General features: G+C 42.5%; 13 protein-coding genes. 10 read left to right on the plus strand and 3 right to left on the minus strand.

Translation table 11 applies throughout. The features are described from left to right. Positions 1 to 30: 30 nt before the first annotated feature. The 9 genes from ACSYSN_RS00775 (at position 31) to ACSYSN_RS00815 (ending at position 10,126) form a co-directional block, all read left to right on the plus strand. A complete protein-coding gene (locus ACSYSN_RS00775) occupies positions 31 to 645 on the plus strand; it encodes an ECF transporter S component (protein ID WP_491712385.1) in 615 nt (204 codons plus the stop codon). 177 nt (positions 646 to 822) lie between these two features. Then, positions 823 to 1,572, plus strand: a complete 750-nt coding sequence (locus ACSYSN_RS00780) for an ABC transporter ATP-binding protein (protein ID WP_491712872.1) — start codon at positions 823 to 825, stop codon at positions 1,570 to 1,572. 10 nt (positions 1,573 to 1,582) lie between these two features. After that, positions 1,583 to 3,388 (plus strand): ABC transporter permease, encoded by a 1,806-nt coding sequence (locus ACSYSN_RS00785; RefSeq protein ID WP_491712386.1) that lies wholly within the window; start codon positions 1,583 to 1,585, stop codon positions 3,386 to 3,388. Between the two features lie 38 nt (positions 3,389 to 3,426). Continuing rightward, complete coding sequence (locus ACSYSN_RS00790) at positions 3,427 to 5,241, plus strand: FtsX-like permease family protein (protein WP_491712387.1); 1,815 nt, start codon at positions 3,427 to 3,429, stop codon at positions 5,239 to 5,241. A 317-nt stretch (positions 5,242 to 5,558) separates the two neighbouring features. Then, complete coding sequence (locus tag ACSYSN_RS00795; RefSeq protein WP_491712388.1) at positions 5,559 to 6,755, plus strand: ABC transporter substrate-binding protein; 1,197 nt, start codon at positions 5,559 to 5,561, stop codon at positions 6,753 to 6,755. A gap of 32 nt (positions 6,756 to 6,787) precedes the next feature. Then, a complete protein-coding gene (locus ACSYSN_RS00800) occupies positions 6,788 to 7,666 on the plus strand; it encodes a branched-chain amino acid ABC transporter permease (protein ID WP_317637629.1) in 879 nt (292 codons plus the stop codon). Between the two features lie 8 nt (positions 7,667 to 7,674). After that, positions 7,675 to 8,628 (plus strand): branched-chain amino acid ABC transporter permease, encoded by a 954-nt coding sequence (locus ACSYSN_RS00805; RefSeq protein WP_491712389.1) that lies wholly within the window; start codon positions 7,675 to 7,677, stop codon positions 8,626 to 8,628. 4 nt (positions 8,629 to 8,632) lie between these two features. Continuing rightward, the gene (locus tag ACSYSN_RS00810; protein ID WP_491712390.1) at positions 8,633 to 9,415 is read left to right on the plus strand and encodes an ABC transporter ATP-binding protein; all 783 of its coding nucleotides are present in this window, start codon (positions 8,633 to 8,635) and stop codon (positions 9,413 to 9,415) included. Beyond that, the gene (locus ACSYSN_RS00815) at positions 9,416 to 10,126 is read left to right on the plus strand and encodes an ABC transporter ATP-binding protein (RefSeq protein WP_491712391.1); all 711 of its coding nucleotides are present in this window, start codon (positions 9,416 to 9,418) and stop codon (positions 10,124 to 10,126) included. It abuts the gene before it with no gap. A gap of 96 nt (positions 10,127 to 10,222) precedes the next feature. Here the strand turns inward: ACSYSN_RS00815 and ACSYSN_RS00820 are convergent, their stop codons facing one another. From ACSYSN_RS00820 to ACSYSN_RS00830, 3 genes are read right to left on the minus strand one after another with little or no spacing between them, the layout of a single operon-like run. Next, on the minus strand, positions 10,223 to 11,074 hold the full coding sequence (locus ACSYSN_RS00820; protein WP_491712392.1) for a class I SAM-dependent methyltransferase: 852 nt from the start codon (positions 11,072 to 11,074) through the stop codon (positions 10,223 to 10,225). 25 nt (positions 11,075 to 11,099) lie between these two features. Then, on the minus strand, positions 11,100 to 11,744 hold the full coding sequence (locus ACSYSN_RS00825) for a histidine phosphatase family protein (RefSeq protein WP_491712873.1): 645 nt from the start codon (positions 11,742 to 11,744) through the stop codon (positions 11,100 to 11,102). A 23-nt stretch (positions 11,745 to 11,767) separates the two neighbouring features. Next, positions 11,768 to 12,364: a matrixin family metalloprotease gene (locus tag ACSYSN_RS00830; RefSeq protein ID WP_491712393.1), complete on the minus strand. Its 597-nt coding sequence runs from the start codon at positions 12,362 to 12,364 to the stop codon at positions 11,768 to 11,770. A 213-nt stretch (positions 12,365 to 12,577) separates the two neighbouring features. On the opposite strand from ACSYSN_RS00830, the gene helD reads away from it, so the two are divergent. Continuing rightward, the gene (gene helD, locus ACSYSN_RS00835; RefSeq protein ID WP_491712394.1) at positions 12,578 to 14,872 is read left to right on the plus strand and encodes an RNA polymerase recycling motor HelD; all 2,295 of its coding nucleotides are present in this window, start codon (positions 12,578 to 12,580) and stop codon (positions 14,870 to 14,872) included. Position 14,873 lies beyond the last annotated feature (1 nt).

A 14,873-nucleotide genomic window follows, 5' to 3' on the forward strand; every position in this document is an offset into this window, starting at 1 on the left:
AATTAATCAAGTGATCTTAAGGAGGAAACCATGCAAAAAACCCAAACCCGCAACCTGGCGATTACGGCCCTCTTTGTTGCATTATTTTTATTACAGACTTTTGTTCCTAATATTGGCTACATCAGGATATTGCCAGCTTTGCCGGCTATCACCACCGTACCCTTGACAGTTACCGTCTATTCGTTATTAATGGGGCCTAAGGCGGGCACCCTATTTGGCTTGTTTTGGGGCTTAATGCGGTTGTTTCAAGCGTACACGCAACCGGGCGATATGGTTAGTTTAATGTTGTTTCAGAATGTTTTCATTGCGATTGTTCCTAGTGTTTTTGCTGGTTTGCTACCGGGGCTTATTGGACGTATCTTTGCCAAAAAATCAACCCAGGCCCGTGAAGTTAGCTATGTGTTAGCTGGTGCCGCTACTTCTTTAGCTAATACCATCTTCGTTATTCTGCTCACTAGCCTGTTTTTTATGGACAGGTCAACCCAACTACTTGGTTATATGGGTAACTTCAACCAGGGCACTCCGCTGATCCTGGCACTTGTAATTGCGCTAGGAATGAACGGCTTGATTGAAGCTGTTTTTACTGCAGTACTAACCCCGTTGATTGTCACTCCGTTAAAAAAGATGTTAAGGCGTTTGCAGTAAGTTTTACAGTAAAAGTATCAAGCTAACTAGCTGGTCTGTACTAATCATCAAAAGATAAGGCTCTTTTAAAAGAGCCTTATCTTTTTTTAATAAATAAATTGACAAATCCCAGTCATTGAATTAGTGTATTAGATATATAATACAAAACAATAGCAGAAAGGAATACTTATGACTGAGATGACAGAAATTTTACGGGTCGACCAAGCCACTAAAACCTACGGAAAACGCGGAGAAAAACAGTATCAGGCGCTCAAAGGTATTAACTTTGCAGTTGTAGCGGGTGAATTTGTAGCCATTATGGGCGCCTCAGGATCCGGTAAAACGACCTTACTAAATATTTTATCAACTTTGGATAAACCGACCACGGGTCATGTTTTTATCAATCATGAAGACAATAGTACACTAAATGCTAACCAGTTGGCTGACTTTCGGAGTAGGCAGATTGGTTTTATCTTTCAAGATTTTAACTTGTTAGAGAGCCTAACTAATCGCGAAAATATTGCCTTGCCGTTGACCTTGCAGGGCATGGCAAGTAACCGGATTGATCCACTAGTTGACAAGATTGCTACTAGATTAGGAATTGAAGCAATTTTGGCTAAGTATCCGGTTGAGGTATCAGGTGGCCAAAAGCAACGGGTGGCTGCGGCCAGGGCCCTAGTACATGAACCAGCCATCTTACTAGCAGATGAACCAACTGGGGCTTTAGACTCAAGGAGTGCGCGTGAGTTGCTTGATACGATGGCTGACTTAAATCAGCATGATGGCATTACAACCCTGATGGTAACGCACGACCCCTTTGCTGCCAGTTTTGCCAGTCGCATTTTGTTCATTAAGGATGGAAAAATTGGTACGCAATTGCTCAAAGACGGATTGCCGCGGCAGCAATTTTATCATCTGTTGATTGATCACCTCGGAACGGCGGAATAAGGAGCTAGCAATGGTTTGGAAACTAGCTATGACAGGGGTTAAAAGCCGCCTTAAAGATTACTTGGTTTTGTTTTCGGGCTTAGCTGTTGCGAGCATGACCTTTTATATGTTTCTGACAATCGCCATTAACCCAGCTTTTATTACTCAGGATGTTGAGGCACCGAGCAACTATTTGAACTTTATCTTTACTTTTGGCATTGTCTTGTTGGTGATAATTGCCTTGGTATATCTGATTTATGCAAATTCATTCTTGCTCAGCCTGCGGCAGCATGATTATGGTATGTTCATGATGCTAGGCGCTAAAAGCAGCCGAATAGGCTTTTTGATTTTTGGCGAGACGCTGATTATCGGTCTTGTTGCAACGGTAATCGGAATTGTTTTAGGTTTTGGCTTGACGGGCTTGGTTTCGCAGTTACTAATCAAGAAGTTGGAGTTACCCATTAGCCATTTTCAGGTGATTTTACCGCAGGCCGTGCTCTGGACAATCATCTTCTTTATTATCATGTTTAGCTTGGGAGCGCTGCGAAACGCGCGCAAGTTAATGCATACCGCGATGATTAAGCTGCTGCGTAAAGACCAAGAACCGGTTAAAATCAAGTCGTGCCCGCTGGCCCAGGCCGTTGAGGCCGTTCTTGGCCTTACTTTACTAGCAGCCGGCTACTTCATTCTGAGTCTACCCGGTGGTCAGATTTTCTTTATTATTCCAACGGCTCTAATTACGATTGTGGTTGGTTCTTACTTAACTTTTAAGGCCTTTTTCAGTGCATTGATCAATTTTTTGCTGCGGAAGAACAGTTTTTCTTATCACGGCTTGCGGATGTTTACACTAGGGCAGTTAAAGTTTCGCCTGCGTGAATATACCCGGATGTTGACGATGATCTCGCTACTTTTTGCGCTTGCCCTTGGTGCTATTACGGTTGGTCTGAACTTTGATACGCTCAAGGAACAGGCCAAGGTTAGCACCTACTATGACACAACTTTGGTCAGCAATTCGGCCCTAGTGCAAAAAGAAGTGGCTAAATTAACCCTGAAGAGTCAGCAAACTTATCATTACAAAGAGACTAGCCGCTTCCTTTACTTTGAGCAGACCGAATTTACCGGCAAGCCGATCAAAAACGCCCATTTTTACCTAAAAAACGGGCAACCTGGCTATCGCATTGAAAGCTTGCCCGTAGCCAAATTAGCTGTAGCAGGTACTAGGGCTAATAATGTTTTTTCAACAATGATTCCTAACGGTCTACAGAAAAAAATCCGCTTAGTTCCAGCAGCTAAGTGGCGGGAACTGAAGGGCCAGAATAAATTCATCTCCTTGCTGAAGGTGAAAGACTTTGCCCGTGATTACACTACTTTATTAAAAATTCAAAAAGCGCAATTGCAGGAAAATCGCCATTATTCCTACCTCTATGACAATAGTAAACCAAGTAACTATAGCTTTATTGTTCATTTCAGCGCTGGCTTTGAATTTATGGGCTTTTTCCTCGGGTTTGCCTTTTTGACGATGCTTGCTTCGACTTTGATGTTTAAGGTCTTAAGTGGGGCAGCAGCTGATCGTAGTCGTTACCAGATGCTCCACCAGCTGGGCGCCCGCAATCAGCTACTTGGCCGGTCAATTACCCAAGAATTGGGGACGCTGTTTCTTTTGCCCGGGCTCTTAGGCGTGGTTGATGTGCTCTTCGGACTCAAGCTGTTTAGGGTTTTCTTGCCGGATCCATACAACAATATCTGGATTCCCTTTACCGTCTTTTTCATTCTGTATCTTTTTTACTACCTCATAACAGTGAAACTCTATAAAAAAATCGTTTTGAACTACAGGTGAAATTATCCCCGTTATCAGTGCTTAATAAGGAGAAAACAATGATTTGGAAATTATCTCTAACCGGAATAAGAAAAAGACGTAAAGATTACATGGTGTTGTTTTCCGGTTTAGTTGTTGCCAGTATGATTTTTTACATGTTCTTGACAATTGCAACTAATCCAGCCTTTATTTCTCAGGATATTCGGGCGAAGACCAGTTTTTTAAACTATATCTTTATTTTTGGTCTGGTCTTGCTGATGATTATTTCATTTGTCTATCTGCTATATGCTAATTCCTTCTTACTGAGTATGCGTCAGCATGACTATGGGATGTTCATGATGTTAGGTGCAAAAAACAGTAGAATCGGTCTCTTGATTTTTGGTGAGACACTGTTGACGGACCTTTTGGCGGTCTTTGTTGGAATTGTGTTGGGTTTTGGACTGACTGCCGCCGTGGCCAAAATGCTGATTGATCAGCTAAGCTTGACCATTGGCCACTTTCAGGTAGTCTTGCCGACAGCTATTTTGGGTACTCTGGCCTTTTTTGTTGTAATTTTCTTTCTAGTTGCTCTGCACAACGTCTACAAGTTAACCCACAGCCAGGTAATTGACCTCTTACATGAAGACCAAGCTCCAGTTAAGTTCAACCGTCATCCAATATTGCACGGACTTGAGGCCATCCTTGGTATCGTCTTGCTGGGGGCGGGCTACTACTTTATGGGAATGAAACGTAATGAAATTTTTATTCTCATTCCGGCGGCCTTGGTTACGATTGTGACTGGTTCTTACTTTATCTTCAATGCTTTTTTCAGTGCGCTTACCAGTGCTTTGCTCAAACGCAGGAGCTTTTCTTATCGGGGCATCAGGATGTTTACGCTGGGTCAACTGAAGTTTCGCTTGCACGACTATACCCGTGTGCTAACGATGATCTCCTTGCTGTTTGCCCTGGCTTTAGGTGCTATCACGGTAGGACTTAACTTTAGTACTCTGAAAGATGAGGTGATAAAGAGTAGTTATTACGATACCACTCTTGTTAGTGATGCACCTGCCGTGAAAAAAGAAGTGGCCAAGCTGACCGTTAAAAGCAGAGATACATATTATTATAAGGAAAATAAGAAATACCTATACTTTAACCGGGCCGACTTTGTTAACCATCCAATCAAAAATAAGACCATGATTGATCAAGCAGATAATCGTAGTTTTCCCGCTTACCGGGTTCAGACGCTACCAACGGCTAAGCTGGCTGTTCCGGAGACTGAGGCCAATAATACCTTTAGTTTTATGGTTCCTAACGGTGTATCCAAGAAGATTCGCCTATTGTCAAAGGAAAAGTGGCAGCACCTTAAGGGTCAAAGTAAATTTATTTCCTTCCTCACGGTGCAGGACTTTAAACATGATTATGCAACGATAATGCAGATTCAAAAGTTACAGTTAAAGGAGCAAGCATCTTTAGCCAGCATATACTATACGTCCCTAAATAAAGTGAATGCTTATTCAGAAATGAATGCCTATAGCAGTGGTTTTGAATTCATGGGTTTCTTCTTGGGCCTGGCTTTTTTGACCATGCTCGCTTCTACTTTAATGTTTAAAGTGCTAAGTGGGGCAAGAAATGACCGCATTCGTTATCAGATGTTGTCCAAAATGGGGACGCGAGTTCAGGTGCTGCGGCGATCAATCAACTGGGAGATTGGTACGTTGTTTTTGCTACCAGCTCTTTTGGGCGTGATTGATGTGCTTTTCGGTCTTAAGCTATTTTATTACTTTTTGCCTTATCCTTACAGCAATATTTGGATACCATTTACGCTGTTTGCAGTCTTATACTTGTTCTACTACATATTAACGGTTAAGCTCTACGAAAAAATTGTGCTACAGTAAAAACTTTTTTAGAATAAGCTTGACAGATAAAAATGTTTTGCTTATAATTCTAAGCATTAGATTAAATTTTGAGGAGGAATTCTTAATGAAAAATGTAAATATGACAAAAAAATATATCAGAAAGATTTCTGCCCAAGATTTAATTACCTTGTTGTTGCGGCATAGGACTTAGCGAGCAAAACACTTTAGTGATTTGACCAGGTTAAGCCCTTGTTTGCATTCTTGATGATTGGGGCTTAAGTAACAGCTAATTTAAACCTCATTCATCGAGTTGAATGAGGTTTTTTGTAACCACGTTAGTTTGAAATAGGAGAAAGATGATGAATAAAATCATAAAGGGAGTAATGAGTACTGCTATTGCAGGAATGGCGGCCATGATGATGACTGGTTGTGGCGTTGCGAAGAATAGTAGTAACGGCACTCACCAAGATAGTAAGGTGATCAAGCTGGGGGTCAATATGGAGTTGTCCGGTGCAGTAGCGGGTTATGGAAATGCTGAGAAGCTGGGGATTCAACTGGCCGCTGACGAAATTAATAAGAATGGTGGAATTGATGTTAACGGCCACAAAAAGAAAGTTAAACTGATTATTCGAGATAATAAGAGCTCGCTTGCAACTTCTTCATCGGTTGCAGCGCAACTTACAACCAAAGACAAGGTTGCAGCGGTTGTGGGACCTGCGACTACTAATATGGGTACGGCTGAAATTCCTAATATTACTAAGGCAGCTGTTCCTTTCGTTAGTCCTTCTGCAACTGATCCTAAATTTACCTTACAGAAAAATGGTCAAGTTCATAAGTATGTTTTCCGAGCTTGCTTCCAAAACAACTTCCAGGGCAAGAGCGCGGCCAAGTTTGTTACCAATAAGTTAAAAGCTAAGCGAGTAGCCATTTATGCTGATAATTCAAGTGACTATGGGACCGGATTAGCTAAGGCCTTTAAAGATGTCTATCAAGGAAAGGTCGTTGACAGCCAGACATACGCAGCGGGAGACAAGGATTTCAACGCGGTTTTAACTTCATTTAAGGCCAAAAAGCTTGATGCTATTTACATTCCAGGCTATTACACTGAAGTTGGTTTAATTGTTAAGCAGGCTCGTCAAATGGGTATCAAAATTCCTATTGTTGGTGGTGATGGCTTAGCCGATCCGAAATTTGCTCAAATTGCTGGTAGTCAAAATGCCACTAATGTGTATTACACTACGCCATTTTCAAGACAGGTTGCAGCTAAAAATAAGCGTGCAACTGAGTTTATGAAAGCTTTCAAAGACCGCTACAATGAGGAAGCGCCGACTTTTTCAGCTTTAGCTTATGATGCGGTTTACATGGTTAAAGCTGCAATTGAAAGTGAAAAATCTGATGATTCCACGAAGATTAGGGCTGGTTTAGCGAAGATCAAGGATTTCGATGGAATTACTGGCCGGATCACGATCAATAAAACGCATGATCCGGAAAAACCAATTGCAGTCGAAAAAATGACTAATGGAAAAATAAGCAACGCATTTAGTGTGGAATAAACGTAATTGTTTAACGTAAAGGAGCAATCAATTTGCAAACAATTTTACAGCAAATCATTAATGCCCTCTCATTAGGTTCGATTTATGCTCTTTTAGCCCTTGGCTATAGCATGGTCTATGGAATCATCAAGTTAATTAACTTTGCTCACGGTGATATTTATATGCTTGGCGCATTTTTTGCCTATTTTGCAATTAACGCCTGGCACTTTAACTTTTTACTAGCCTTATTGTCAGCTATGGTAATTAGTGCCATCAGTGGCGTTGTAATTGAATATTTAGCCTATCGGCCGCTACGCAAGTCTCCTAGAATTGCAGTTTTGATTACTGCAATTGGGGTATCATTCTTGCTTGAGAATGGGATGTCCTACTTTGTTGGTTCTAATGCGCGTAGTTTTCCTCAAGTCATTGAACAGGTTAACTATGAATTTGCTGGAGTGCAGATATCTAATATTCAACTGCTTATTTTAGCTACTGCATTAACCTTGATGGTACTGTTACAAATGATTATTAAAAAAACTAAAATGGGTCGAGCAATGCGGGCTGTGTCAGTTGATCCAGAAGCAGCTGAACTGGTTGGCGTAAACGTTAATCATACGATTTCCTTTACTTTTGCATTAGGTTCGGCTTTGGCTGGTGCAGCTGGGGTCCTGATTGGGATGTATTATAACCAGATTGATCCGTTAATGGGTATGACGCCAGGAATTAAGGCTTTTGTAGCTGCAGTGTTGGGTGGAATTGGTTCCGTTCCGGGCGCAGCCTTAGGTGGTTTCTTAATTGGAACGCTGGAAACCTTTTTCCAATCAATCGGTTTGTCAGCATACAAGGATGCAGTAGTTTACCTGACTTTAATCGTCATTTTGCTCTTTTTACCGGCTGGCATTTTTGGCAAGAATACTAAAGAGAAGGTTTAGGTGGCAGAATGAAAAAGAACTGGAAATACAGACTGTGTTGGTTAGTCTTGCTAATAGCTGGTTTTTACTTGATAAATTCCTTGATAATGTTCGGCGTGATTGATGATTTTATTGAAAACATGTTAGTCACAATTGGTATTAATATTATTTTGGCGACGGGCTTAAACCTGATTATTGGTTTCAGTGGTCAATTTTCGCTCGGACATGCCGGTTTTATGGCCATTGGTGCATATACAACGGCAGTTATCACGCAACATATAACCAGCGAACTAGGCTTCATACTTTCCGTATTGGTTGGCATGGTTTTAGCAAGTGTGATTGCGGCAGTAATTGGGACTGCCACCTTTACCCGATTAAAAGGTGACTATTTAGCAATCGCTACCTTAGGTGCAGCAGAAATCATTCGTAATGTAATTAATAATTTAAAAATTACGGGTGGTTCTGCTGGAATGTTTAATATTCCGCAATTATGTTCATGGCCAACAGTTTATCTTTTGGTCTGCCTGACGACGATTGTTCTGACTAACTTTATCCGCTCGCTCGATGGTCGAGCAATTAAAGCCGTCAGAGAAGACGAGTTGGCAGCAGAAGCAATGGGCATTAACACGACTAAATGGAAATTAGCGGCCTTTGTCATAGGTGGCGCTACGGCTGCCATTGCTGGTAGCTTATCTGCTTCTTATGTGCAAACAATTTCACCTTCAAACTTTGGTATTATGGAATCTATTTCAATCTTGGTGATTGTGGTTCTAGGGGGCGTTGGCAGTATGACGGGAACAATACTGGCAGCAATCGTTCTAGGAGTTTTGGATACAATCTTGCAAAACTTTGGTGCCCTAAGAATGGTGATATACGCTATTGTTTTAATTGTCATGATGATTTTCAAGCCATCCGGATTATTAGGAAATTGGGAGTTTTCATTAAAAAACATCGGTCACTTTGGCAGGCAGGAAAGGGGCTAAATTCATGGAACACTTATTACAAGTTGAGCATGTTGTGCGTAAGTTTGGTGGCTTGACTGCCGTTAATGACGTATCGCTGCACTTAGATCAGCATGAACTTGTTGCCCTAATCGGTCCTAATGGTGCTGGGAAAACCACCTTATTTAACCTATTAACCGGCATGATACCGGTAACTAGTGGCAAAATTGACTTAACAACAAAGCAGTCGCGTTACGATTTAACGCGTAAGAGCCCAGTCCAGATTGCTGAATTAGGCCTATCCCGGACTTTTCAGAACATTCGCTTGTTCAAAAGCCTGACGGTAATGGATAATGTGCTTGCTGCAATGACCAACCAGTACAAGGAAAACTTCGTGACTACCATTATGCGCCTACCTGGATTTTATCGAACCGAAGAGGAAATGAGGGTAGCTGCTAAGCAACTCCTAGATTTGTTTGACTTAACGAATTATGCGACCACGCCGGCAGATAAGCTGCCTTATGGTACACAGCGGCGTTTGGAAATTGTGCGAGCCTTGGCCACCCATCCCCAAATCTTGTTTTTAGATGAACCGGCAGCGGGGATGAATCCAGAGGAAACAGCTGATCTGACCAATCTAATTAAGCATGTTCAGGAAGAATTCCAGATTACGGTTCTCTTAATTGAGCATGATATGTCCTTAGTAATGAATCTGGCTGAGCGGATATATGTGCTTGACCAAGGTCAGATTCTGACTGCGGGCCCACCGGAAGAAGTTAAGTCAAATCCAAAAGTGATTGAGGCCTACCTAGGCGAGGGGGAAAATTAGATGGCGATGCTCGAGGTACAAAATCTATCGGTTAGTTATGGGGTTATCCAGGCCGTTAAGGATGTTAGCTTTGACATCAATGAGGGCGAGATTGTTACGCTAATTGGAGCCAATGGTGCGGGTAAGTCAACTATTGTTAAGACTATTTCAGGCTTACTTAAACCCCAGAACGGTCAGATCACTTATCAGGGGCAGGATATCGTTCACCGAAAAGCCCCGCAGGTTGTGCAGACTGGTATTTCTCAAGTTGCTGAAGGACGTCATATTTTTGCTGGAATGACCGTTAAGGAAAACCTGCAACTAGGTGCTTTTTTGCAAAAAGATCACGATCAGACGGATAAGACTTACAAGGAGATCTTCGAACGCTTTCCGATTTTACAAAAACGACAAAATCAAGATGCGGCTACCCTGTCAGGTGGTGAGCAGCAGATGCTGGCTATTGGCCGCGCGTTGATGGCTAAACCTAAGCTGCTTCTACTCGATGAACCTTCGATGGGGCTATCACCGCTTTTTATCAAGGAAATCTTTACAATCATCAAGGAGTTAAATGAACGAGGCACAACTATTCTGTTGATTGAGCAGAATGCCAAGCAGGCGCTAGCAATTGCAGACCGGGGTTACGTCTTGGCGACGGGCAACGTGCAGTTAACCGGAACGGGTAAGGAGTTGCTGGCTAATCCAGAGGTACAACGAGTATACTTTGGTGGCTAAATAACAGTGCGATAAAGCATCAAAAAGGGGGCTAAGACCGCGTTTCTTGCGAGTCTAGCCCCCTTTTGTCCTAATAATAACTGCTGATCATTGAAGTTATAGCTTTTGGGCAACAACCGAAAAGGTCAGCGGAATTTGCGGCGAAGTGGCCGGTAATTCCCAGCCCTCATGATCTTTGCTGTAAATTAAAGATGGCAAGGCTTGCCAGTCAGTGATCCGGTGTTCTCCGACGTTTTTAATGGTCAGACCAGCTCCAATCAATGAATTAATAATTTCTTGAAAGTCATGGGCCCAGTTGTGGTTAACTTGATGGTTAATCTTGCCAGCTGAGTTTGAAGTATAAGAGGAATCTGACTCATATGTGTCTTCCGTGCCGTTGAAATAATCCTGTCTTATTTCTAAGCCGGCATTCTCCAGCGCAAATAGCAGCGGGTGGTTGTCGCGAATCATGAACACACCGCCAGGAGCCAGTAACTGCGCAATTGATTCTGCCCAAGACTTTAATTCAGGTAACCAAGTAATTGTTCCGGCGCTGGTCACAATTGCATTAAACTGGGCTAACTGTTCCGGCATAGCCTGTGCTGCTGAGCCGGCATCTCCTTCTACATAAGTGATGGGAATTTGGGCTACTGTTGCTAATTTGCGAGCAGCCGTTAGGGCAACCGGTGAAAAATCCAATCCGTAGACGTCACTAGCCCCAAGGCGGGCCCAACTGATGGTGTCATCACCAATGTGGCACTGCAGGTGCAAGAGATGTTGGCCAGTTAGTTTTTGGTCAGGTAAAAAGGGTCGAATGACGGCCAAGTCCCGCTTAACTGTTGCAGTGATTGCCTGTTTGTCGCTTGCAAAAGCGGCCAGATCACCATAGCCGCCGTTAGCATGGACTACTGCTCGATCATTCCAGTTATTAAGGTTGTCGGTTAGGTCGATTTTAGTATGATGGTTCATTTTTGCTCCTCAGTGAGTCAAGGAATCACAGTTTCAACTTGTTATAAGCAACGACTTTTTTCTCCTTGTCAGTCATGGTCATAATGGTTACGGAAGAATTCCTTGGTCCCTGACTAATGTCAAAGTTGCCATAACGTGCCGCTATGCTACGAATGGTAAAGCCGTGGGTAACTAGCAGAATGTTTTCAGCGCCATCAAGTTGATCGATTAAGTTGAAGCCTTGGTCGAGCCGGGTCCAATATTCTTCGGCGTTTTCGGCATCACGGAAGGGGTCGGCTGCTTTGATCCAGTCTTTCACTGTGTCAAGGGGCTCATTTTTAAATAAGTCATAATGATTTTGATAGCCATGAGGTCCTGCGATCATCCGCCAGGCCATGTCAGTATCCATGCCCTCGAAGTAACCGTAAAAGTGTTCGCGAAAAAGGGGCGAGGCGATATGTTGGAGTTCATCGTGGTTTGTATTATGGTTAATGATTAAAGCGCAAGTGTCGCTGGCACGTTTCAGGTCACTGGACAAGGCGATGTCAAAAGGAACTTCCCTTAGCATTTCACCGGCTTGGTCGGCCCCAGCAATCCCTTCCGCGGTGAGTGGGGTGTCACACCAGCCTTGCATCTTGTTGTAGCGGTTAATATAGGTTTGACCGTGGCGCACCAAATAAATTCTCTTCATCATGTCATTCCCTGAATTAATGCTTATTTTTTATGGTAAAGTTTTTTGACGTGTTTAATATCAATTGGCTGAATCGGATAAGTAGACCCCTTGTAGTACATTACAGAATGCCCCTTGGTGTGTTTTAGTCCGATAGCGTGTCCTAGTTCATGTTCTACTGTATTAACAACGCGGTCATAGCTATAATCGTATGGTGAGAAGTTTTGTAAAAAGTAAGTGTTTAATTCAACTTTAGCAAAGTATAGAATATGATTTCGAATATAATAATTAAACCAAGTATAGCCAGCGTATGTAGAATATGGACTATATGTTGGTGAAATAATAATATTAGCTTTCTTCTTGTTTTTAGTCTTTTTAAAGGTAAATGCGCCAGTATCGTTCCAAGTAGTGATAGCTTCATTAGTGGCAGAAATCAGGTCAGTGTTATGGTTTAAATCCAGATAAACTGTAGCTTTAGGCTTGGCCCATCGAATTTTTTTGCTCTTCTTTTTTGCCAAGACTACTTGTGATGGTTTGTTTACTAGTAATTCATTAGTTAGAGGTTCAATGCTGCCGCCTATGGCTATGGCTGCCATAACTGCGCAAACTAGTTTTAATGAAAAACGACGAAATATCTTCATAGTTTAAATAACTCCAGTATAAAATTATAAATAATTAAAGTTCGTTAAGGTATGAATAAAATAAATGATAATTTAACCTTAATACAATGAATTATAAACGAAAATGCATAAATTGTCATGAATTATTGAAATCTACAGTAATTGACCCGTGAATTATATATAAATCTGATTTCATGTTAAAATAGTAGGCAAGTTTTGAAATTAGGTGACTTTATGACAAAAGCGATGGACGATAAACAATTTGAACAAAAGCATCTCGACCAAATCTTAAAAATGATTAGGGCCAAGCTGGCCGAGCTATCCGCGTCAATTCAGTCTGCTGAAGGAGAAGCTAAGAACCTTAATTCACATTTTTTTGATGATGTAAAATTGGATTATGATGGTTATTCAACTTCGATGGAAACTGCCCTCTCCATTCACCAGCAGCAGCAACTGCTTGATGAGCGCGAGCACGCTTGGCAACATGCGGCTAGACAATTGAGTACGGTCAAAAAATTAGCCCAAAAACCTTATTTTGCCCGAGTTGACTTCCAAGAGGGTAGTGCGGAACCAGAGACCATATATATTGGCTTAGGTTCTTTTGCTGACCAGAATGACCATTTCTTAATTTATGACTGGCGCGCACCTATTTCGTCAATTTATTATGATGGCAAACTAGGGCAAGTCTCCTACATGTCGCCTGAAGGTGAAATTACCGTAGAGATGACTAAGAAGCGGCAATTTGTCATTGAAGACGGCAAGATTGTTAACCTGTTTGACACCAATGAGTCGATTGGTGATCAGATGCTGCTGGAGGTTTTAGGGGAAAAGTCCAGTACGCAGATGAAGTCAATTGTGACGACTATCCAGCGTGAACAAAATAAAATTATCAGAAATACTAGTGCTGACTTGCTCTTCGTTCAGGGGGCAGCCGGTTCAGGCAAGACATCGGCAATCTTGCAACGCATTGCCTACCTGCTTTACCGTTACCGGGGTAACCTAACTAGTAGCGATGTAATCATGTTTAGTCCCAATCAACTCTTTAATGACTACATTAAAAATGTGCTGCCTGAGATGGGTGAGCAAAACATGGTACAAATGACCTATTGGCAGTTTGTTGCACGCCGTTTGCCGGGGATGCAGGTCGAAAATCTGTTTGATCAGTTTGAAGATGATGGTGTCAATTCGGCTATTAGCCAGTTCAAGGATTCTACCAGTTTCTTCAAGTTGCTGGATCACTATACCAAGCGGCTAAACCAGCGCGGAGTGATTTTTAAGAACATTTATTTTCGCGACCATAAGCGGCCATTTTTCACTAAAGAAAAGATTAGTGAGCTGTATTATTCATTCAATGACAATTACAACTTAAGTAACCGAATTGACGCAACGCGGGAAGCGTTAATTAAAGCACTTAACCGCAAGATTAACGCTGAGACGAAGAAGAACTGGGTGATGGATACAATCCAAAGTTTGAGTCAGGAGCAACTAAATGAGTTGTATGACCGGCCTGACCAGGAATTTGATTCTGAAGAGAAAGAAGAAAAGTTTCTGAGCCGCAAGATTGTCGTTAAGGCACTAGACAAGGTCTTCCAACAAATTAGGCGTAATAACTTTGTTAATATGCGCGCGCAATATTTGCACTTCTTACGCACCGTGCCAAAGATGACAGCTCTCTCCAAGTGGCATATTAGTTCAACTGATTGGGCGGAGCACGTTGAGGAGGTCAAGCAGAGTTTCGTTGACCACGACATTCATATGAATGATGTTTCGGCCTACCTTTACCTGTATGACTTAATTACTGGCCGCCAAGTTGACTATGAGATGCGTTACGCCTTCATTGATGAGATTCAGGATTACACGCCGTTTCAGTTGTGCTACCTTAAGTATAACTTCCCTCGGGCAAAGTTTACGATGCTGGGCGATTTGAACCAGGCCATTTTTACCAAGGACGAGAGCCGCAACCTGCTCAAGCAGATCAGCGGGTTGTTTGACCCCGAAAAAACCGACGTGGTTCAGCTAACTAAGTCCTACCGGTCAACCAGGCAATTAACGGACTTCACTAAGCAGATTTTGCGGCAGGGTGAAAAGATTGAGTCCTTTGACCGTCAGGGACCCAAGCCGGTATTTTGGGGCCGTCAGACCAATACTGCAGCCATTGATGTCATCGACCAGTTGCTAAAAGAAAACCAGCAGGCTAACTTAACAACGGCAATTATCGCCAAGGATTTGGCCACCGCGAAGAAAGTTGCTCAGAAGTTAAAGGATCTAGGCACTAAAGTTACGTTAATTGCTACGGCTAATCAGCGGTTGGCCGTAGGTACGCTGGTTATTCCGTCTTACTTGGCTAAGGGATTGGAATTTGATGCCGTTATTATGTGGGAGGCTTCTGCAGCGAACTACCACCGCCTCGATGAAACCCAGCTCGTATATACGATTACCTCGCGTGCGATGTACAAGCTTGACCTCGTGTACACAGGAGCGCGAAGCCCGCTGCTTGAAGTTGATCAAGGAACCTTTGAAGAAAAGTAGG

The sequence above is a fragment of the Lactobacillus sp. ESL1191 genome (genome assembly GCF_058504435.1).

Excerpts from the sequence above, each read along its gene's own strand:
- ACSYSN_RS00805 (WP_491712389.1), top strand. The coding sequence starts at position 7,675 with ATGAAAAAGAACTGGAAATACAGACTGTGTTGGTTAGTCTTGCTAATA.
- ACSYSN_RS00775 (WP_491712385.1), top strand. The coding sequence starts at position 31 with ATGCAAAAAACCCAAACCCGCAACCTGGCGATTACGGCCCTCTTTGTT.
- ACSYSN_RS00790 (WP_491712387.1), top strand. The coding sequence starts at position 3,427 with ATGATTTGGAAATTATCTCTAACCGGAATAAGAAAAAGACGTAAAGAT.
- ACSYSN_RS00785 (WP_491712386.1), top strand. The coding sequence starts at position 1,583 with ATGGTTTGGAAACTAGCTATGACAGGGGTTAAAAGCCGCCTTAAAGAT.
- ACSYSN_RS00820 (WP_491712392.1), bottom strand. The coding sequence starts at position 11,074 with ATGAACCATCATACTAAAATCGACCTAACCGACAACCTTAATAACTGG.
- ACSYSN_RS00810 (WP_491712390.1), top strand. The coding sequence starts at position 8,633 with ATGGAACACTTATTACAAGTTGAGCATGTTGTGCGTAAGTTTGGTGGC.
- helD (WP_491712394.1), top strand. The coding sequence starts at position 12,578 with ATGACAAAAGCGATGGACGATAAACAATTTGAACAAAAGCATCTCGAC.
- ACSYSN_RS00825 (WP_491712873.1), bottom strand. The coding sequence starts at position 11,744 with ATGAAGAGAATTTATTTGGTGCGCCACGGTCAAACCTATATTAACCGC.
- ACSYSN_RS00830 (WP_491712393.1), bottom strand. The coding sequence starts at position 12,364 with ATGAAGATATTTCGTCGTTTTTCATTAAAACTAGTTTGCGCAGTTATG.
- ACSYSN_RS00795 (WP_491712388.1), top strand. The coding sequence starts at position 5,559 with ATGATGAATAAAATCATAAAGGGAGTAATGAGTACTGCTATTGCAGGA.
- ACSYSN_RS00780 (WP_491712872.1), top strand. The coding sequence starts at position 823 with ATGACAGAAATTTTACGGGTCGACCAAGCCACTAAAACCTACGGAAAA.
- ACSYSN_RS00815 (WP_491712391.1), top strand. The coding sequence starts at position 9,416 with ATGGCGATGCTCGAGGTACAAAATCTATCGGTTAGTTATGGGGTTATC.